This is a genomic window from Massilia rubra (assembly GCF_011682065.1).
Lineage (GTDB): Bacteria > Pseudomonadota > Gammaproteobacteria > Burkholderiales > Burkholderiaceae_D > Telluria_A > Telluria_A rubra.
Genome location: NZ_VUYU01000039.1, coordinates 1 through 21,633 on the forward strand (window position 1 = coordinate 1; position 21,633 = coordinate 21,633).

The following is a 21,633-nucleotide window of genomic DNA, read 5'->3' on the forward strand; positions in this document are numbered from 1 at the left end:
ACCGCTCCATTCGATGTCCCGTTCAATCGGGTAGGGGGCTATTGCCCGCGACATCGTGATCGTCACTGGGGAGCTCATGTATCGCCGAACCGGCACTGCGGTGGCAGTTTATGAAACATTCAGGCTAAATGGTCGACCGACACGCCGCGCTCTTCCATCATTTCCTCGAAGTGCCGGTAGCTCATTGGATAGCCGGCATACCAGCGGATGCAGACGAGGATCACATCGATAGGAAAGCGCATCCCTTTGACGTTGAGCATGTCGATTCGTCTTGGGTTCGGGCGCCGCAGTTTACATGATTGCCCCGCCGACGTTCGCTAATGACAGCCCCCCGTGTTGTTGACCGTGAGGAGATTGTGCTGGCCATGCTGGCCGATGAACATAACGCCGCGGGCTTACCGGTTACTGATGGCGGGAGGATCAGACTGCCTCGCCGTGGGTTGCAATGATGGCGGCAAGTGGCCTACGCAGGCATTCGCCGTGCCGCTGCCTGATCGCACCGAGGCGCGCGAAGAAAACGATGCGCCGGTCGCCGCCGGCCAGGCGCTGCAATTCACCGCGCGCCCGGTCGTGCTGCAGCATCACGCTGAGCGGGTGCAGCGCAAGGCCGAGCCGCTGCGCGTTCAGCCATACTTCCATCAGGCGCGCGCCGGCCTGGACCATCACCGGCGATGCAAGCTCGTCCGACGGCAGGCTACACGACAGCAGTTGCGCTGAGTCTTCTACCAGCGCCGCCAGTTGCGCCGCCATCTTATGCGGCACGCGCACGATGCGCAGCACTTGCATGACCTCCGGTGCCAGCACACATTGCATGATGCGCGTACGCAGCGGCGACATCGGTCCCATCAGGCTATGCAGATAAAAACCGTCCTCGGCCGGCTTGCGCGGATCGAAATGCAGGTAGCGGTAGGTTTCCTTCCATGCGCGGTAGCTGGAGAAGTCCAGCGCCGCGAACTGCCGTACCAAATCGGCGGCACGGGCAATGAAGGCCGGGCTGCGTTCCACCCGGATATGCAGTTGGTCCCCGGTCAGCTGTTCCGGCCAGTGCCGTTCCAGCAATTGCGCGAGCACCATGTCACTGCAACTGCCCTCGGCAAACGGCGCGCGATGCGTACGGCGCTGCCGGACGCTGTCTTGCAATCCGGCTAATGCCGTGGCATCTGGAACGCGCTGCGGCTGCAGAGCAAGCAACACCAGGCCCCGGCAGCCATGCCCTTGTTCCAGCGATTGCAAGAACGGCATGGCTGCCGGGGCCTGTGTATCGAGCGTATCCAGCCAGTGCCAGTTGCAGTCAAAGCCCAGCGCATCGAAGGCCGCGCTCAACAAGCCGAGGAACATGCCGCAACTGAGCTGCATTTCCAGCGCAAGACTGGGTAATGCTCTCAAGGTACGCTTGCGATCGATGCCCAGCAGCAGCAACTGCCCGTGCTCCGGCCAAGCATGTGCCGGCATGAGTTGCGCCCGCATCCGCCTGTCTTCGATGTGCACCAGCTTCCATGGTTGGCAGTTGTGCGACGACGGCGCCTGGCGCGCAATGTCGACTGCTTGCAGCAGGTTTTCTTCAAATTCCATAACCGTCCTTTACCCGTCCCCGTGTGACACGCACTGTCCTACCAGCGCCAGCGCGTAATCGCCGATCAGCCCGCCGTAGCCGCTCAGCTGCGATCCTTGGCTGCTCGGCAACTGTGCCACCAGGCGCGGCGACACGCGCCATGACAAGCGGCCGTCGCAGCCGGTTGCTTCCAGCTCGATGTCGGCAAACCAACCGAATATGCTTTTCCCGTGTGCCTTCATGAAGGCTTCCTTGAAGGCCCAGACCGCAGTACGGACGGCATCGCCGCCGGCGGCGCTGACGCGCAATTCATGCGCAGTAAATGCCATCTCGCGTGCCGCATCCGGAAACGGCCTGACACGCTCTATGTCGATGCCGACCGGATAAGCACTGGCAGCAGCCACCGCATATCCGTGCGAATGGCTGATGCTGACATGGGCACCGGCTGCCTCCGGCTGGCCGCGATTATGTTCGGCACTGCTGTTGCCGATGACCAGCGCATGCAACGGCGATTCGGCACCGGCCTGCGCATGCAGATGCTGTAATGCGGCCTTGGCGGCGACGCGCCCGGCCATCCATTCGCGGCGCCGCTTGGCCAGCCGCAATCCGTGCAGCCGCTCGCGCTCGGTATTGCCAAACATGCGTGCGAGATAACCAGGATCATTTTCGCGCCGCGCTACCGCGTCGACCGACACTGCGCTGACAACGCAGTCACCGATGCCCACTGTGCAAGGCGTTTCCGTCTGAGGCAACATGATGGCGGCAATGCCGCTCATGCAGGCGCCCGGTAACCGGCGCCGAGCTGCGTGCCGGCGACTTCCTCCACCACTTCCGCCATCGTGGAAAAGCCTTGCACCAGCCGCGCGAAGCTCGCGCTGCCCATGTCGCGCTCGAATGCCTCGTTGCTGCTCACCTTGATTACCTCGATATAGTGGAACGGCGCATCATGCGCGCTACTGACCCGGCACACGTCGAAACTGCGCACACTCGGCAATTCCGGACAGGTCGCATAGTCGGTGTCCAGTACCCAGTTTTCGAAAGCCTGCGCATGGCCGATGTCAAGCAGGCGGATTTTATGGACGATGGATTGCATGTGAGACTCCCGTGGTTAGTGAACGCTGCCATCCGCTTGCAGCAGCAGGTGGTAATTGATGCCGCCGGTGCCAAAGGAACTGACCGCCGCGCGCCGGCTGCCATCGATCGCATCCCAGCGCGTGTTGGCGGTCACCAGTTCGGCCGGGATGCCCGCCAGCGGCAACTGCGGATCGATCCGGCGGCGCAGCAAGGTGGCCGGCAGCGCATGCCGCTGCAAGGCGAGCACCGTTTTCAGCAAGCCGGCGGCGCCAGCGGCGGCGAAGGTATGACCGATGTTGGATTTGACCGAACCGATGCGCAGCGGCACTGCGCGCGCGCCGCCGTACACGCTGCCGATCGACGTCAGTTCCGCCAGATCGCCCAGGCGCGTGCCGGTACCGTGCGCTTCGACGTACTGCACGGTCGCTGGCGCATAGCCGGCCTGCGCGAAGGCGCGCCGCATCGCCAGCGCCTGCCCGTCCGGATCGGGCGCGGTCATCGACACTGCATCGGCGGAGCCGCCAACGCCGGTGATCGTCGCATGAATACGGTCGCCGTCGCGCAGCGCATCGCTGAGCCGCTTGAGCACGAACAGCGCCGCGCCATCGCCCGGCGAGAAGCCGTCGGCATGCTCGGCAAACGGCGCAATCCTTTGTTGTGACAGCATCATTTGCGACGAACAGAGCACCAGATCGCGCAGGTTGGCCGGCAATTCGACGCCGCCGGCCAGCACCAGGTCGTAGCGATGCCGACGCAAGGCCAGCACCGCATTGTTGAACGCCGCCAGTGACGACGCGCAGGCCGCTTCCACCGCGACCGGCATCGCGGCAAGGCCGAAGCAGGCCGACACCAGTGCCGCGCTGCCGCTGGCAAGGTAGCCGTCCAGCGTGAAATGATCGATGCCCTTGTCCGCCGTAGCGGCATCGGGCGCGCTTCCCAAGGTGCGCACCAGTTCAGGCGCGTGCAGCCGGCACGCGAGTTCGCGCTCGCGGCCCAGGCTGAGATTGGAGGCGACCATCACCGCGGTGCGGCCGAGCTTGCCGCGCTTGTGCGCCAGGCCGAAATCGGCCAGTGCTTCGGCGGCGACATGCAGGGTCAGCTTTTGCGCGATATCCAGCGCGGCGGCGCGCTTCGGGAATATTTTATATGCGGCAAGACCGGCATCGTAATGCTCGCGCCGCTTGAGGTCAGCGCCGTATTGCGCATAGCTCGACAGCACAGCGGCCTCGCCTTCGCCAAAATAGGCGGCGCGCGGCAGCACGTTTTCCGGCAGCGGCTGCACTGCATCAAGGCCGTCGAACAGGCGCTGCGCGAAGTCGGCGCTATTGCTGCAGGGACCGAAGGCACCGCCGATGCCGACGATCGCAATCGCTTCCTGCTGTTCTTGCGCAGGCGCCATATCGGACGATAATGCATGACTGGCACTGTCGGGCGCCGACAGCAGCAGATGCCATTGCACGCCGGTCAGGCTACTGCCAAAGACGCCGGCAAGCTGCGGCGCGTCGCCAGGCCAGGCAATAGCGGCACCGGGATACGCCATACCGGCACGCGCATGCAGCGCTGCCGAACCGCGCATCTGCGGCAAGATTTTTTCGTGCAAGGCCAGGCTGCTGCCCGCTACCGCGGCCAGTGCCGCATTGGCAAAGGTATGACCGAATGTGGCGACACTGGCGCCAAGGTGCAGCGGCCGCTGCTTGCCTTGCGCACAGGCATCGCTCAAGACGCTCAACAACTGCGGCGCCTGGCTGCCGATGCCGGGCAGCACGCAGTCGATATACTGTTGCGCCGCCGCCGTCACGTCCGCCTGTGCACAAGCTTCATTGATCACATGGAACGCCGCCGTGGCATCCACTGCATACGCCAATGCCCCCGGCACGTCCTGCCTTGCCGCACCCATGCCGCGCAGCACGCTGTAGATGCGGTCGTTGTCGCGTCGCGCATCGGACAAGCGTTTGAGCAGCAGCGCGGTGGCGCCTTCGCCCATGGGCGTGCCTGCGCCGTCCTGCGCAAAAGGGTGGCCGCCGCAGGCGCCGGTAAAACCCTTTCTTGCCAGTGCCAACGGCGTCAGAAGGCTCTCGATGCGTTGTCCGCTGGCGACGATGACTGCCCTGCTCTGGCCGCTGTGAAGCGACAGGCTGGCCGCCTCCAGCAGCGCGTAGCCGGTCGCATCCGCGCATTCCATTGCCTGCACCGGACCACGCAGCGACAGGAAGGATGCAATGCGCGCCGGAATGCTGCTTGCCATTTCGCCGACCCGGTCATGCGAGGAGGAACCGAAGCGCTCGCGCAATGCCTCCTTCAGGCGCGAAAACTGATCGGCGCTGCCAGCAAGTTCATGCGCCAGCCGCACGCCTTCCACCTTCAATGCGTTGGCGATGGTGCTGTCGAAGCCGAAGCAGGTGCCGCACATAACGGCCACGTCATCGCGCGGCAGATCGCGCTTGTCATACCCGGCATCGCGCACGCACTCGTCCGCCACCTGCAACAGCATCAACATCATGTGCGATACCGATTTGCGGTAGACCGGCGGAATGCGAAAGCGCTTGAAATCGCATTCCATCTCGTCGAAAAAGGCGCCGTGCCATCCTCGCAACTGGTCGCGCACGTTGTCGTCAGTGTCCCAGTAACGTGCCAGCGGCAGCGGCGCAAAGTGCGACTCCCCCGCCTGCAGCTGGCGCCAGAACGCATCCTTGCCGCGCGCCTGTGGATACAGGCAACCGATGCCGACGATCGCGATCGGCTCGAAAGGCGGCGGCTTATGCATCGGCGGTGACGATGTCGTTGCGGTTGTCCGCATGCGGCATGGCTGCGCTCTCGCTGGTGCTGCCAGTGTGTTGCTCCAGCGCGCGGTAGTCGATCTTGCCATTCGCATTCTTCGGCAATTCTTCCAGTTGCCGGGCAAGCCTGGGGATCATGTAGCGCGGAAGCCGGGCGCTGCAGTAGCGCTTGATATCGAGCACGCCAAGTCGTTCGCCGGCATGCCGCAGCGTGTAATAGGCAACGATGTGTTGCGTATCCCCCGCGCACGCCGCCACGACCGCGACTTCCGCGATACCCGGCATCGCGCCCAGCACCGCTTCGATTTCGCCCAGCTCGATACGGTTGCCGTTGAGCTTGAGCATGCGGTCCTTGCGGCCGTGGTAGTACAGGAAGCCGTTCTCGATGCCGACCAGGTCGCCTGTGGCATGCCGCCCGTGCAGGTGGTTGACGTGAGCGGCCGGTTCCTGCCGGCGCCAGTAGCCAGGCGTCACGCACGCGCCAGAAACGACCAGTTCGCCGATCGCATGTTCGCCGCTGACCGGCTGCCCGTCCGCGTCGACAATTTCCGCCATCACGCCGGGCAGCGTGCTGCCGATATAGACTGGCTTATCGCGCGCCATGTCATCGTCGCGCACCTGGTAGTACAGGCAGACATTGGTCTCGGTCGGGCCGTACAGGTTATACAGCGCGCACGCCGCAGGCAGGCAGGATTTCAATGCCTGCAGTTGCCGTATCGGGAATACCTCGCCAGCGAACAGCACATGGCGCAACGATGCGGTAAGCTCAGATGTCAGCTCGCCGCTGCCGGCGAGCAGCGCGAGTGCCGACGGCACGCTGTACCAGACGCTGACCTGGTGTCGCCGGATGCCGGCGATCAGCGCCGCAAGATCGCGCTGCTCGTCCTCGCGCACGATCCATACCGCAGCGCCAACTGCGGCGGCGGCGAAGTAATCGAAGGTGCTCAGGTCGAAATGAAAACCGGCATGGTTGGCGAAGACGTCGTGCGGCGTCAGCTTGAATTCCGCCAGCGCCCAAGCGATGAAACTGTGCAGGTTACCGTAGCTGATCTGCACGCCTTTCGGCACGCCTGTGGAGCCGGAGGTAAACAGGATGGCGGCGAGATCGTCCACAGCGGCGGCGAATGGTGGCGGCAGTTCGACCGACGGCTGTAGTGCGGCAAGCTTCATGATCGCCGTGTTAGCAAGCGGCGCATATTCGCCCGGCACATCATCAACGATCAGTATCAGTTTCAGCGTATCGCGCCGCCATCCGTCCAGCGCACGGAAATGCGCGGCATCCGTGACCAGCACCGTCGGTTCGGCGCTGTCCAGGATTTTCCTTGCGCGTTCCGCCGGCTGGGTGCCGTCCAGTGGCACATAGACGGCGCCGATTTCCATCGCCGCATACAGCGACAAGGCATAGTCCCGGCATTTCGGCAGCCAGATGGCGACGCGGTCGCCAGGCTGTGTTCCATGGCGCGCAAAATGGGCAGCGCGCTGGCGCACGGACTGGTAGAACTGTCTATAACTGATGTCGTCAGGATCAACGAATGCAAGACGATCGGGGTGTTCCTGCGCCGAGGTGCGCAGGTAATCAATGACTGGGGTGAAGGTTGGAGTGCTCATGTTCTTCTGTCAATTAGATTGAGGGGCTTCACTTCTTTGTAAGAAAAGAGGGTCACCGGTCCTTTGCCGTTCCCGTGCACGCACATGGCTATCCGGGATAGGGCGCCTCCCCCTTACAGAGGGGAGGAACCGTCAGTCCTTCACCTGAACACCTATCCCCGCACCGCCACCCCCACCTCCTTCGCCGCATCCACCAGTATCTGCGCCGCCTCATCGAGATCATCGGCCGTGTGCTCGCAGCTCACGCTGATGCGCAAACGCGCATCGCCGACAGCGGCGCCGGGGAACACCACGGTCTGGCAATACATGCCGCGTGCACGCGCCGCGCGTCCGAATTCCAGCGTCTTGCGATCATCGCCGACCACCACCGGGAGGATCGCGCTGGCGGAATGCCCAAGGTCGAACCCAGCTTCCAGCAAATGGCCGCGCAAGTGATGGACGTTGCGCCACAGCTTGCTGATGCGCTGCGGCTCGCGCTCCATCACGTCGATCGCGGCGATCAGGCCGGCCGCGACCGCCGCCGGGATCGTGGCTGCAAACACATAGGAATGCGAATAGAAACGCAGGTAATCGACCACCTCCTCGTCGCCGCAAACGAAGCCGCCGACGCCAGCCAGGGTCTTGCTCATGGTGCCGACTTCCAGGTCCACCGCGCCCTTCATGCCGAAATGCTCGGTGGTGCCCGAACCGGTGCGGCCGAGCACACCGGTGGAATGCGCATCGTCAACCAAGACCCGCGCACCGTATTGCTTCGCCAGCGAGACCAGGCGCGGCAAGTCGACCACATCGCCGTGCATGCTGAACACGCCGTCGGTGACGATCAGCTTGCCGCCGTCGTGGTCGGCATATTTCTGCAGGATTCTTTCCAGTCCGTCCAGGTCGTGCGGATAAATCTTGCGCGCTGCGCCGGCCAGCTTGCAGCCGTCCTGGATGCTCATGTGGTTCAGTGCATCGGTAAAGATCAGATCGTTCTGCCCGGCCAGCGCGGAAATGCAACCCAGGTTGGCGGAATAGCCGGACGGATAGACGATACATGCCTGCCTGCCCTTGAGCTTCGCCAGCCGCCGCTCCAGTTCCATGTGCAGCACATTGGTGCCGCCGATCAGGCGGCAGCCGGTATTCGTGGCGCCGTATTCGCGCACGCCCTTGACGATCGCCTCGATCACTTCCGGATGATTCGCCAGGCCCAGGTAATTGTTCGACGCAAACATCAGGAATTCCCGGCGCTTGCCGCTGACCTCGTCGTAGATCATCGCACGGTTGCTGCAGCGCGATTCCAGCGGCATGCCGTACCAGTACAACTGTTCTTGCTGCTTGCGCTGATAGAAGGTATTGAACTCGCGGGCCTTATGGAACAGGTCGCGATGCGGGATGTGGACGAAATCCCTCATCGTACGAGCGTCGTCCGCTGCCGGCTCCGCCGCCACGGAAAGCGCGCTGGCGTCAGCATGGCTGAGGTTATCGATGAACTCCGACCACTTCTTTTCTTCCGTCGCCGGCGGCACTGCCATTGCCGGCGCTGCCGGTTCCAGCATGCTTGGCTGCACGAGAGGCCGCAGATGCGCGATGACCCGTGCAATGCTGGTCAACCCTGCGGGAAAGGTGATGGCGGCAATCCCAAGCAACTTGGGAAGCTCGGACAACACGGCTGCCTGGGTAACGGAGTCGATGCCGAGATCACTCTCGAGCTCGGCATCCGGCGCGAGGTCGCCCGGCTTGTAACCGGTGTGCCGGCTGTAGGCGGCGATGACCGCCATCGTCAGCGCATCGGCTGCGTGCTCCGGCAGGCAGGGTCGCTGCGGCAAGGCAAGCGTCTTTCCATCCTGTTCCAGGCATTGCCCGATATGCGCCAGCACGAGCGCAATCGTGCTTGTGTGTTGCGGATTTTGCCGGCTGGACAGGCCGAGCGCCTTGTACAGCTCCGCAAGGGTGGTGGCCAGCGTCACCGAGTCGATCCCGAGGTCGCTCTCGAAATTGGCATCCGGCACAAGGTCGGCGCGTGCGTAGCCGGTGTGGGTCTGGAACATGTCCAGCACATACGCCTGCAGTCCTGCGTCCGGCGTTGCGATGTGGTCGATTACCTGGTCATTCATCGTGCTCCCCCCGCTGCCTGTGCCAGTGCCGGCCGGCTTTCGCTTTGCAGGCGCTCGACCAGATCGAGCATGTGCTGCACCGATTTGAAATTGTTCGGGACGACCGCCTTCAGAGGCACCGTCACGCCGGCTTCCCGCCGCAGCAGGTCGACCAGATCGAACAAGGCACTGGAATCGATGATGTTCAATTCCAGCAAGGGCGTGTCCAGCGCAAACTGCTGGGACTCGCCGCCGAGGTAGTTCTCCGCGATATACGCGAGAAGTTTGTTTCCTAACATGGTGTCCTCTGCTTAGATGATGTTTTCAGGTTGCTGACAGCCGCTCATGTCCGCTTTTCGCCGATGAACAAGGTGCGCGGCCCCGGTATCGCTTGCACCCTTGCATTGACGAAGCCCGCTTCTGTGAAGCGTTGCAGGTATTGCGCGCAGGTCGATTCGATGCCGCCGTCAGTGGACACCAGCATGTTGATCGACAGCAGCGACGTGAACAGTGGGCCGCTTTCGTCATCGGCCAACGGTGTCTCGCTGGCGATGAAGGTGCCGCCCGGCGGCAGCGCCTCGTGGATGTGACGCAGGATCTGCATCTGGATGTCCGGCGCATAGTCGTGCAGCATCCAGCCGAGATGAATCAGGTCGTGTTCCCCCTTGGGGATGGTGCCGCTGATGACGTCGCCCGCCACGATCTTGATGCGCTCGGCATAACCGTTCTCGGCGATCTTGTCGCGCACGAAGCTGGTCGCCTGCGGCAGTTCGCAGATGCTCAGGCCAAGCTGTGGATAGCGCGCAGCGACAGCCATCGGCAAGGTGCCGATGCCGCTGCCGATATCCATGAATTTCCTGTAGCCGGAAAAATCGAATCCCTGCAGCATGCCCTCGATAAAGGGTTTCGCGAAAATGCCCAGGAATTCCTGGAAATCAACGACATCCTGCGGGTTCTGGTACAGGATGCTGAACCAGCTGCGGTCATCGCCGAAAGCCGCCTGACGCTGATCCTTGTCCTCACGCACCCCCTGCGCCGTATGTGACCACAGCGGATACAGGAAGGTATCGATATGGCGACCGAGCCAGCCCAGCCATTGCGCTGAACCACTCACCATGTAGTCGCGCGCAGCCTGAGTGAGGCAGAAATGATCGTCCTCCTTCGCCAGCAGGCCGATGGCAGTCAAGGCGATCAGCAGGCGCTTGCCGGATTGCAGCGGAATGTTGCGGTGCGCGCAAATGGCTTCTGCCGTTGCCGGGCCTTGCTCCAGCGCGTCGAAGACTTTCAGTTCCAGGGCGGAAGTAATCGTCTTGGTCTTGAAAAATCCCATCATCAAGTCAACGATCTGCTCTTTATTCATTTCCATGTAACGGTTCCCATTAATTTAAGAAAGTGGACATTTCTTCACAGACGGTCGCGAACGAACGCACGAAGTGATCGATTTCTTCCCGGCTGATCACCAGCGGCGGCTGGATGCGGATCACGGTCGAACTATTGGCCGTGACGAAGGTGAGGATGCCGTGGTCATTGCTGAGCTTGGTGACGAAGCGCATGCAGAACATCTCGGCCAGCGACTCTTCCATCTTGCTCATCGCAGCGGCCAGGTGCTGCTTCACTTCATCCGGGAAGAAACGGTAGGTCAGGTGCCAGTCGCCCGGCAGGCGCGTGCCGAATTCGCGTGCGCAGGCTTCCACCGCGCCTGCGAAATCGTTGTCGAGCTCGATGCCGAGCATCAGGCCGCGCCCGCGCACTTCGGCGATGAACGGATAGTGCTCGGTGGCTTTTTCCAGCTCCGCCTTGAAGTAGGTGCCGAGTTCGTCCGCGCGTTCGGCCAGGCCCTGCTGATGCAGGCCGTCGAGCGCGGCCAGGCCGGCGACCGCGGCGATGTTGCAGCCACCGAAGGTGGATGTGTGCAGCAGGAAACGGCCCATGGTGCCGTAGGCGGCATCCCATACCTGCGCGGTGCTGAGCGTGGCGCCGATCGGGATCAAGCCGCCCGACAGCGATTTCGCCAGCACCATGATGTCCGGCTCAAGTCCTTCCCACTCGCTGGCGAACATGCGGCCGGTGCGTCCCAGCCCGGTCTGGATCTCGTCGACGATCATCAGCGTGCCGGTCTGGCGGCAGATCTCCTGCGCCGCCGCCAGGTAACCGGCCGGCGGTAGCTTGACGCCACCCTCGCCCTGGATCGGTTCGACAATGTAGGCCGCCACCTCTTCGGACATCAATTCGCTGCGCAATGCCTCGAGATCGCCGAAAGCGACACCGACACAGCCCGGCACCAGCGGCCGGAAATGCTTCTTGTGCTTTTCGCGGCCGGTCACCGACAAGGCGCCCAGCGTCTTGCCGTGGTAACTGTTTTCCGCGTACACGAAGCGGGTGCGGCCGGTGGCGGCACGCGCCAGTTTCAGCGCCGCCTCCACCGCTTCGGTGCCGGAGTTGCTGAAGAACACACGCTCGAGTTCGCCGGGCGCAATCGCGCACAAGCGCTCGGCCAGCTTTGAGGTCTCCTGCGGCAACGACACGTATTGCACGAAGTTGGGCGTCGAATCGGTCAGGAACTTGCGGATCGCATCGGTCACGATGCGCGGATTGTGGCCGAGGTTCAGGCAACCGTAACCGGACACCATGTCGAGGAATTGCCGGCCTTCGGTATCGGTCAGCGTGCATTGCTCGGCGCGATCGAACACATGATCGCAGCGCTGCATGCCGAGGAAGTCGGCCAGCATGGGATTGATGTGGCTGCGGTAGCGCTGCAGCGTCTGTGTACGACGCTGTTCGCCGTCATCCGCCTGTGCCGGAGCGGACTCCTGGCGCCGGTGGTAACGAGCCAGGCCGCTGATGATTTTCTCATTGATGCGCTCACCCCAGGACGCCAGCGGGAATGCGTAAAAGCCGTGGCGCTCAGCCAGCGCACCGATCTCCAGCACCTTTTCCGGCTCCAGCGTGCGCCCGATGGAAAAGCACTCGGCGCGCCCTTCCAGGGCCAGCACCATGGTCTCGGTCAGGCAGCCGTTGATCTGCTGCTTGATCGCCATGTTCAATGATTCCCCGCCCAGCTTCACCTGCGGCGAGGCGGTCATGCAGCCGCCGTCGATCACCAGCGTGTCGGTACGCGGCGGCGCGCTGCGGACCGCATCGCGCGGCAAGGCAATATCGACCACGATCGAACCCGGCAGCAGGCGCGCCTCGTCGATCACATCGCCGGACGAGGTAGCCGACGCGAAGATGCGGTTGTTCGCATAGCAGTCGTCGATGCTGTCGCGCAGCGTCACCTGCGCATGCCATCTCGACGGCAGGTGTTCCAGCAATTCTTCCCGACTGGCGCTGCCGCTGCGGTACAACAGGTCGAGGCGACAGCCTTGCGCCAGCAGCAGTTTCGCCAGAGCCAGGCAGATCGAGCCGGGGTAACCGACAATCGCCACCTGTGCCTCCTGCGGGCGTAGTTGCAGCCATTCGAACACCTGCAGCAGGGCCTTGTAAGCGGCATAGGTCGTGAGCGAATTGCCGCTGGTGACCGGCAGGCTGGCGCGCTCGGCGGTGACCAGGCCGCGCTTGCCGATGATGGACGTGAAGCCTCCGAGGCCGACCAGGTGTGCGCCTTGTTTTCCCAGCGTATCGATGCCTTCGAAGATGCGTTCCTGCACCTCGCGCGCCGACGCCAGCATTTCATCGGCGGTCAGCGGCAGGTAGTGCACGATGCCTTCGCAGGTGGCGCCGGCGGCGGAACGGATCTGGCCGAAGTCGACGAAGGGAACCATGTTTTCGCGGCGCCACAAGTCACGTTGGTAGCCGCTTTGCAGGTCTTTCGATTGACGCTGCAGCAGGTCGAGCATCTTCACGTAACGCTTGAGTCCGACCGACGTCGGATGTGCGATGAATCCAAATTTCATTGTTTTTCCTGATGTTTGTTTCTTATGGAGATCATTAATTTAGCCGCCGTCACACGTTTTCCCCTCCTCCTGGCAGGGGAAAGGAGCCCGCCCGCGCACGGGTTGTCTAGCGTCACACAACCAACGGCGCATCGTCCGCCACGGCAGCCGGCTCAACCTGCATCTCATCGCGCTGCCATCCCGTCGCCGTCGCCAGGCTGATCCCGTCGCCTTCGTTGTTATGCCCAACCACCACCGAGAACAGATTGATGCGCCCGGGCTTTTGCAGCGCCTCGGCCAGCATGTCGGCGTCGAAGCTGTCGAGCGTGCGCGCGCAGACCTCCAGACCGCAGATGTCTTCTTCCCAGTCCGCGGACATCAGGTTCACCAGACGCATCTGGCGCGAGGTGCGGTTGAACAGGATGCGCTCCTGGTAGGTGCTGATCACCGAGTGGCCGCCGTTCATAAAGTAGAAGACGGTGAAGTTCTTCCGCATGCGGTCCGGATAATTGAGCGCGTTCTCGATAAAGCTCGGCAGGATGTCGGGCACGAGGCCCTTGGCGCCGTCGCCGATGAAGGCGACAACGTTGGTGCCGCTGGTGTACGCGACGCTCAGCGTGGCCTGCAGCGCATCACCCATCAGCGCCCGTCCGTACCAACCGGAAAAGCCGCGCCGGGTGCGCGCGACATTGCGGATCGCCGAGATGCCGCAGCGGCCGACGTCGTACAGGCCGGTGTAGTCGTAAGCGCGCTCGACGATCAGCTTTTCCACCAGGTGATTGAGGCGCGCGAAAAAATAGTTCGGACTCATCGGTGTCGCCGGCAGTTTGCTTGCCACATCCGACGGCGTGTCCGGCACCGACGCCATCAGTCGGCAGCGGCGTTCGCGCAAGGCCGGCGACACGTCGAGGTGGCGCTCCACATGGCGCAGGAAGCTACGGTAGTCCATCACCAGCCCATGGTCGGTAAAGGGCGACATGTGGGCGGCGTTGCGGGTCAGTTGCACGATGCTCAGCTTGCGCGCCAGCCGGCCTTCCGAAAACGGCGTACTGACCTGCCCAAGCTTGCTTTTCATGAAGAACAGGCATTGCTGCGACTGCGGATTGAGCTTGTCCCTGGTATGCAAGTAGTTGTACACGCGCGGGCTGTAGCCATACACTGCCAGCGTGCCGAGGTAATTTGGAATGCGCTTGCCGTCGCGGTACTTCGGCACCGAACCGGGATGGGTGAGGGAGTCGGTCAGCGCGATGCCGGCACGCTCCGCGATCGACAAGGTCAACGCCAGTTCTTCCTCATCCATCGGCCCGCATTGCCACAGCAGCCGTTCCGGCCCTTGGTTGATGATCTGCATCACGTCCTGCAACACATCCTGCATCGCCTCGTCGGGCGCTGCCGCGCACGCGTCGAGCGCGGGTGCAAACAGGGCCGGATCGAGTTCGTCGCCGGCGTCGAGCACTGCCTGCGTCGCCAACAGCACCACCGGCCCCTGCCCTGCGTCGTACAGCGCCACCGCGCGTCGAAGGTCTTGAGCGATATTCTCGGCGTCTTCCATGTACACATAAGGAATGCCGCGCGCCTGCAGCACCGCACGCGTATCCTCGTCGCGGGAAATCGTGCCCTGGAACGCAAACCACTGGCTGGCACGGTTTTCCGCGCAGACGATGAAGCCCTTGGCGCGCGCCTCGCGCAGGTTGGCGAGCGTACCCCGGAATTCGTCGATCATGCCGCTGGTAACGATCACTGCGAACGGCTTCTTGTAGAGCTGCCAGTTGGCCATCGCGCCGCAAGCCAGGCTGTGTTCGCTCGGTCCACGTAGCACCAGCGCGCCAAGCCGGTTCGCTTCCACTTCAAAATAACTGATCAGATTCGACACCAGCGAACCGGTGAAGTAAAAACCGAGCCAGTCACTGCCGGCGCGCCCGGACAGGAAGCCGGTCAGGAAGCCGGCCAGCGTATTCCTGCGCAGGCCGCGTGTGTCGGTCTTGGCGCGGCGATTGACATAACTGAGTTCGAGGAAATCCATCCACAGGCAGAGCAACTCCGTCTGCAGCACCGCCCTGTCGGACGGCAGGATGCATTCGATGTATTCCATCGGCTGGTAGCGGATGCGGTTCTCGTGCGGCGAGGTGAATACCGCCGTCGAAAACGACGAGCAGAATGCCGGCACCGCCGCCTCCTGCAGGCGCGCGTGGAAGCTGACAAGCTGCTCGTCGATTTCTTGCGGGCTGATGCCATCGTACAGCGGATCGGCGTAATCGATGAACAGCATGCCAATCTGGAAGCCGCCCTGCGTGGGCGCGGCGGTAATCTTGTCGAACGCCGCCTCCAGACTGTCGGCCTGGATTACCTTGATCGCCAGGCGTTCCCGGCGCGCGGCGAGGAAGCGCACCGCCTTGTCGCACGCCTCGCGATATACCGGGTGCGACACCGACTGCGCTGGTGCATAGTCGATGTCGGCATCAATTTCCACGTGCTGGAATACCTCGCCGCGCACATCGTTCAACACACTAAAACCGGTTTCAAAGAACTCGCGGCGGCGCGTGACAACAACCACGCCTATAGCCGTCATATCCATATTTCTGTCCTTTAGTGGAAAATTGAAATCTGCGGAGATCACTACCGAATGTTTATGCGATTGCTCTCTGCTCGACCAGCGATTCGTCGGTATCGGCAACGCGTTCCTCGATGCGCACCACGCCGCCGTCACCGTCGAGGTAGATCAGGTCGCCGGTGCGTATGGTCTGCGTCGCCTGCTTCGCATTGACGACCGCCGGAATACCGAACTCGCGCGACACGATGGAGCTGTGCGACAAGGCCGAGCCGATGTCTGCGACCACCCCGGCCGCCAGCACGAACAGCGGCGTCCACGATGCATCGGTAAAGCGTGCCACCAGAATTTCGCCCTGGCGGAATTCGCCCGCCTGGCGGTTCAGGTCGGTGATCACGCGGGCGCGCCCCACCGCCACGCCGGGGCTCGCGCCCAGGCCATGCAGCAAGTCGCCCTGCGCCGCGTCCAGCAACACCTGATCGTCGCGCTGCGGCACATGGCCGCCGATCAGCGCCATTGGCGGTTCCTTCAGGCGCTCGTTGAGCAGATGCTGCTGACGGTTGCGCGCAATCAGTTGCGGAGAAAATGCCTGCTGCGCCGTTTTGCGCCCGGCCACGTAATCGCGCAATTCGTTGAAATCGATGTACGGCAGGTCCTGTATGCCAGACACACCCTCCGCCTCGACGCGGCGCAGCACCTCGACGATGATTTTGCGGTAGAACCAGGTCTCGGCGATGAAGGTCGGACGCGTCGCTTCGCGCCGTTCCGCCATCTTCGCGTAGGCGGCGATCACGAAGCGGAATGTCATCCTTGCCTTGAGCGGCAGTTTGTCCAGTAACTGCCGCGTGTCTTCTTCGCGCGCCTTGCCGATCGTCGCCAGACGCGCTTCAAGCTGCACATCGCTGGTCAGGTACAGACGGATGATTTGCAGCAGATAGGTCGGATCGTCGTTCCAGCGCGGAATGCTCAGTTCGAATTCCTGGCGACCACGCGAACCGAAGTCCGTGAGGAAGGCGCCAAAATCCTCGTTCCAGAAACGGCGACCCTCCGCATGCTGCTGCAAGGTATCGGCCAACTGCGCCAGCGGCGTCTCCAGGAACAGTGCGCGCAGCACCGGCAAGCGGTCGACGCGCGCTGCCAGCTCGCACACGCCACGCGTCACCTCGATGGTACGCAGGTTGTTCATCGATGCCTTGATGCGGTTCTGCAGCCCTTTTCCTTCGTTCCCCAGCCACTTCTCGCACAGCTCCGCCAGCGCATCGTACAGCGCGAACGATTGCAGGAAGAACGGCATGTAGGCGGCACAGGATTCGAGGAAGTAGCGGTCGATGCGCTGCAGTTCGGCATCGAGCTGCGGCAGGCTCATCTTCTCGAGCTCCAGCTTGCCAAAGCGCTCGGTTTCGCGCTGGCGCAAGGCGATCATCTTGTTCACCGTGCCGCCAGCAGTGGCCAGATTCTGCACCTGGCATACCAGCCAGTAGAGGCTGCTCTTGAAGAACTGGAACCCGGACACCGGTTCGCCGTAGGGGTTTTTGTAGTGGGTGAAGTCGACGTCGGGGGTCGCGTAGCGCCGCGTGAACTTCATCTGCTCGTGCGTGGGAGGGCATTGCGTCAGCAGCCGCGCCGATGCGGAGATGTTCAGGTACACATGACCCTGCAGGTAGCCGACGTAATACTGCGAACTGCCGATGTCGAGCAAGCCCATGGTCTTGACTGCCGGGCCGTGCACGTGGTGCTGGTAGAAGCGGGTGAAGGACAGTCCGAGCGGCGTCATCAGCCCGGTCAGGATTTCGCCGGTGTCCATGCGCGAAAACATCGTGTTCTCGCGCACCTGCTGATTGGTTTCCTGCTCGTCGCCGTACAGCTTGGCGGCGATGGAAGCCGTCACTGTGATCGGCCGCGCCTGCAGTATCCAGATACTGTCATCCTTCAGTGCCCATTCGATATCGAGTTCGCAGCCGTAATGGCGGCGAATGCGTGCGGCACAGGCCGCCAGTTCGGATGCCTGCATATCGCTCAGGCTCGGCTGATCGACGAATTGCGGCGGTACCTCCTGCATCGCGACGCCATCCGCAGTGCGCGCGCACATCACCGGCTTGGCCCGGACAAACCGTTCCATCAGCGCATGACTGTCGCTGTCCACCACATAGGTATCGGTGCTCGCCTGGCCCGACACCACGCCCTCGCCCAATCCCCAGCAAGATTCGATCACCGTGCGTCCGGCATCGCCGCTGATCGGGTCGGCGGTGAACAACACGCCGGCAGCATCGGCAACGATCATCTGCTGGATCACCACCGCGATGCCGCCGTCGGCGCGGTTGCGCCCCTGGTAGGCATGCGCGCGTTCGTTCCACAACGACGCCCAGCAACGCTTGACGCAATCGAGCAGCGCGCTCTCGCCCTCCACGTGCAGGAAGGTGTCGTACTGGCCTGCGAATGATTGTGCATCGCCGTCTTCATTGACGGCGGAGGATCGCACCGCGACCGGGCCGCTACCGAGTTCGCGATAGGCGGCGACGATCGCATCCTGCAGCGCGGGCGGCAACGGCGCATGCGCAATGCGTGCGCGGATGTCGGCGCAGGTGTCGCGGTCGACCTTGTCCATGCCGTCGATCCAGGCCGCCAATCCGGATGCCTGCAAAAAAGCATGACAGGCATCGACCGTCACGCAATAGGCGCGTGGCACCGGGAAGCCGGCGCCGATCAATGTATTGAGCGAGTTAGCCTTGCCGCCGAAACGCTGCACGCCGCTCGCAGGGTTGCCGGCAATTTCCATCACATGCAGGCCGGAGCCCAGTGCTTGCACCACCGTCGTAGCGGCCGCCGTGCGCTGCAGGTATGCCTGCGCCTGTTGCGCCGCATCGCACCCCGCGCTCACTGCGCTCTCCAGGTTGCCGATGCCGACGCTGTCCTGGTTCGCAAAGGAAACCCCACCCACCGGCTGCGACGCCCGTACAAACAAGTCGGCTTTCATTTGCCCGAGCGTAGCGACCACCAAGGCACGCGACCAGCGCCAGATCCGGATATCTTCCACCTCGTCAGTGGATAGTCCCTTCGCCTGCAGCATTTCCGACACTTCTTGCAAGGTCGCCTGCTGCAGCTGCGCAAAATCTGTCTTGCCGAGTTTGCCCTGGTCGAGCAGTTCCGCCACCGGCTTCAGCAAGGTCAGCACACCGGCTTTCTTACCGTCGTCGCGGTCCAGCCAGTTGGCGACCACGCACACGCGGCTGCGGCACCAGGCCAGCGGCGCAGCGGCGGCGGTATTTCCTTCGATCACATAGCCGCCGAAGTATTCAGTCCAGGCAGCGTTGCGCAGGTAGACGTTCGCGATGCAGTAGTCGCGGTGCTGGATCTGACGTATCGCATGCTGCTGCTGCGCCGGCAAACCGGAGACCGCATCGAGTGCTGCATGCTTGGGCGCGGCCCACACCACCGCGCCGGCGCTGACCTCGCGCTGCACGCCGCCACGTTCGAAGGTGATGCGGTAACGTTCGCCATCACGCGCAACCGTCTGCACGCGCGCACCGATTTCAATACGGCAGTTGCCACGCTCGCGCAACGCCGCCTGCAGACGTTCGCTGAGATAACCGTTCCCGCCGGGGAAGGTCACCAAGGTGCCATACAAGTAGCCGACCAGGAAGTGCAGCCCGACATAGGCGGACACATCCGCCGCCGACAGACATTCCACTTTCAGGGTCGTCTCGACCGCATCGCGCACCAGCGGGCCGAACTTCGCATCCGGCACCAGCGCCGTTGGCAGCCGCGCACGCGCTTTCTCATCGAACAATAGTTCGGCCAGCGACATCGAGTCGAACTGTTCCATCTCCTCGCGCGTCCAGCCGCATCCGGCTTGCCACGGTACCGCCGGATACTTGCCGCCATCCTTGCGGAAGCGCTGCAGGTAGGCATATAGTTCCGCAAACACCGGATCGCCCAGCTTCTTCGGCGCCGCGATGAATTTCTTGCCACGCAATGCGGCGCCGAGCAAGTTGCATGTCAGTCCATACATCGCCGGGTTCAGCAACTCCTTCGGCTGCTTCAGCAGCCCCAGCGTGACCTCCCCCAGACCGCGCAGCAGATGGCGTGTGTTGAACAGCACGAATTGACTGTCGCCGGTGGAGCGCCATGCATTGGACAAGCCGAGCCCGCTCAGCAATTGCGCCGTGTCCGAACCGGGCACCGGCTCCTGGAAGCAGCTGCCTGCTGTGGCGAAGCGTAGTTCACCGCGCTGCCCGCTGCGCGCCGCGCCGCCCACCGTGGTCTCCCGCTCCAGCACCAGCACGCTATGGCCAGCAAGCTTCCAGGCTGCCACGAGGCCGGACAGCCCGCCGCCGACCACCACCACGTCGTAAGCGCCGAGCGCTTCGCCTTCCCGTACACCGCGATCGTCGGCAACGGGAATGGCCGCTGCGCCTTCTTCATAATCCTTGCTGGGAAACTTTTTCTGCGTTGTCATTTTCTGTCTCTACCTTTTCCTGGGTTGAACAGCTGCCTTCAAAAAGCCAGCTTTGCAGAACGTTGGATTGCAACTAGCCACGGACAAGCCATGTGTCCGGCGCGTATGCGAAACCGAATGATTCGGGCTAACGCAGCCCCATGTGCCGTGCGATGAACTCGCGCTGTATTTCATTGGTGCCGGAGAAGATGCGCGCCGGCAGTGCATCGAGCAGCAAGCGATCGATGCCGGTCTCGCTGCAGACACCGGCGCCACCAAAGATCTGTATCGCGTCCAGCCCACATTGCACCGCGCACTCGGACACCCACAGCTTGCTTTGTGCGATCGCCTCTTCATGCGGCAGGTCCTGGTCATAGAGCCAGCCGGCGCGGTACAGCAGCAGGCGCGATGTTTCCAGGCGCAGCTTGAAGTCGACCAGCCGGTCCGACACCGCCTGGTTGTGTCCTATCGGACGGCCGAACTGCTGACGTTCGCGCGCCTGCGTAACGCATTGCGCAAGCACGCGCTCCATCGCGCCGACATAGGCGGCAAACAGGCAGCCGCGCTCCCAGATCATGGAGTCCTGGAAGATGGTCGCGCCCGCGCCTTCGTCGCCCACGCGCGCCCATGCGGGTACTCTGCAGTCGTCCAAATGGACGCTGCCCCAGGGCGAGGTGCACAGGCCCGACTTGCGCTCACCGGTAGTGACTGTGAGGCCAGGCGTTGCGCGCGGGATCAAAAAGGCGCTGATGCCGAAATAGGATTGGTGCGCATCGGTCTTCGCATACAGCAGGAAGACATCGGCCACCGGCGCATTGGTGACGAAACATTTTTCGCCGTTGAGGATGTAGTGCTCGCCGTCGCGCCGCGCGCTGCTGCGCATGGCGAATGCGTCGGAACCGGAGCCGGGCTCGGTGATCGCATTGGCGGCAATCAGGCTGCCTTTCGCCATGCCAGACAGGTAGCGCTCGTGCAGCTCGCGCGAACCATGGCGCCACAGCGGCACAGCGCAAGCGAACATGTGTGCACACAAGGAGAACACCAGCCCCATGTCGACGCAACCCTGGCCGAGCGCCTCCACCGCGAGCATGGTATCGAGCGCACCAAAGCCGGAACCGCCCCACTCTTCAGGCAACGGCAAACCGGCCAGGCCGATCTCTGACGCCTGCGTCCACTTGTTGCGGTCGAAATGGGAAGACGCGATGCGTTCGCTGGCCGAGGCGGACAACACGTCGCGGGCAAAACGATGGATGTGTGAAACAGTTTCTTGCTGCTCGCTGCTGAGACGAAAATCCATGCACCTGCCCTATATTTGGTGCAGCGGCAATAGCGGCTGCACATGTTTTTACTGGAAGCTCCCTTGGCAATGCATCATCACGCCTGCACGATCCGTACCGCTACAATTGCACTGTGCTACTGCCTAACAGCCTGTTCGAGATCTTTCCACCTGGAACCGCTCAATTTCGAAGCGCTTCCATCTGAAGATCCGCATGAGCATTCACTTTCGCTGCTTCGATACCGTTCACCAGTTCGGTGAGAGCGCTACAGGGTCGATTGCACACTTTTTCGACTCCCTGGCTGCGTTGTTCGTCGTAGCAGAACGGGCCACACAAACGAGGCGCAAGGCCGTAGCGCGCCCATCAGGTGCGTCAACATCGGGAAGTTAATTCCGACCATCTCCCAAGCACTTTGGCG

Annotated in this window: 12 protein-coding genes and 1 pseudogene; all 13 read right to left on the minus strand. The window is 62.8% G+C overall.

Features of this window, described 5'->3' with window-relative positions:
• Positions 1-128: 128 nt before the first annotated feature.
• Positions 129-260 (minus strand): annotated as a pseudogene (locus F0185_RS31535) (IS6 family transposase); the annotation flags it as partial.
• A 160-nt stretch (positions 261-420) separates the two neighbouring features.
• The gene (locus F0185_RS31540; protein WP_167232268.1) at positions 421-1,572 is read right to left on the minus strand and encodes a nitroreductase family protein; all 1,152 of its coding nucleotides are present in this window, start codon (positions 1,570-1,572) and stop codon (positions 421-423) included.
• 9 nt (positions 1,573-1,581) lie between these two features.
• Complete coding sequence (locus F0185_RS31545) at positions 1,582-2,328, minus strand: 4'-phosphopantetheinyl transferase family protein (protein WP_167232277.1); 747 nt, start codon at positions 2,326-2,328, stop codon at positions 1,582-1,584.
• Positions 2,325-2,645, minus strand: coding sequence for a RedY/HapK family protein (locus F0185_RS31550; protein ID WP_167232280.1), 321 nt, complete (start codon positions 2,643-2,645; stop codon positions 2,325-2,327). Before F0185_RS31550 ends, F0185_RS31545 begins: the two co-directional genes overlap by 4 nt.
• Positions 2,646-2,660: 15 nt before the next feature.
• Positions 2,661-5,390 (minus strand): beta-ketoacyl [acyl carrier protein] synthase domain-containing protein, encoded by a 2,730-nt coding sequence (locus F0185_RS31555; protein WP_167232282.1) that lies wholly within the window; start codon positions 5,388-5,390, stop codon positions 2,661-2,663.
• Positions 5,383-7,011 (minus strand): D-alanine--poly(phosphoribitol) ligase, encoded by a 1,629-nt coding sequence (locus tag F0185_RS31560; RefSeq protein WP_167232284.1) that lies wholly within the window; start codon positions 7,009-7,011, stop codon positions 5,383-5,385. Before F0185_RS31560 ends, F0185_RS31555 begins: the two co-directional genes overlap by 8 nt.
• Positions 7,012-7,163: 152 nt before the next feature.
• On the minus strand, positions 7,164-9,104 hold the full coding sequence (locus tag F0185_RS31565) for an aminotransferase class I/II-fold pyridoxal phosphate-dependent enzyme (RefSeq protein WP_167232286.1): 1,941 nt from the start codon (positions 9,102-9,104) through the stop codon (positions 7,164-7,166).
• Positions 9,101-9,382, minus strand: a complete 282-nt coding sequence (locus F0185_RS31570) for an acyl carrier protein (RefSeq protein ID WP_167232288.1) — start codon at positions 9,380-9,382, stop codon at positions 9,101-9,103. Before F0185_RS31570 ends, F0185_RS31565 begins: the two co-directional genes overlap by 4 nt.
• 44 nt (positions 9,383-9,426) lie before the next feature.
• Positions 9,427-10,443: a methyltransferase gene (locus F0185_RS31575; RefSeq protein ID WP_223164615.1), complete on the minus strand. Its 1,017-nt coding sequence runs from the start codon at positions 10,441-10,443 to the stop codon at positions 9,427-9,429.
• 19 nt (positions 10,444-10,462) lie between these two features.
• A complete protein-coding gene (pigE, locus tag F0185_RS31580) occupies positions 10,463-12,976 on the minus strand; it encodes a prodigiosin MAP biosynthesis aminotransferase PigE (protein ID WP_167232292.1) in 2,514 nt (837 codons plus the stop codon).
• Positions 12,977-13,088: 112 nt separating this feature from the next.
• Entirely contained in the window at positions 13,089-15,530 is a 2,442-nt protein-coding gene (gene pigD, locus F0185_RS31585) for a prodigiosin MAP biosynthesis protein PigD (protein WP_167232294.1), read from the minus strand.
• A 52-nt stretch (positions 15,531-15,582) separates the two neighbouring features.
• Complete coding sequence (gene pigC, locus F0185_RS34330; protein WP_187362704.1) at positions 15,583-19,959, minus strand: prodigiosin ligase PigC; 4,377 nt, start codon at positions 19,957-19,959, stop codon at positions 15,583-15,585.
• Between the two features lie 127 nt (positions 19,960-20,086).
• Positions 20,087-21,235: a prodigiosin MBC biosynthesis dehydrogenase PigA gene (gene pigA, locus F0185_RS31600; RefSeq protein WP_167232296.1), complete on the minus strand. Its 1,149-nt coding sequence runs from the start codon at positions 21,233-21,235 to the stop codon at positions 20,087-20,089.
• Positions 21,236-21,633: the final 398 nt, after the last annotated feature.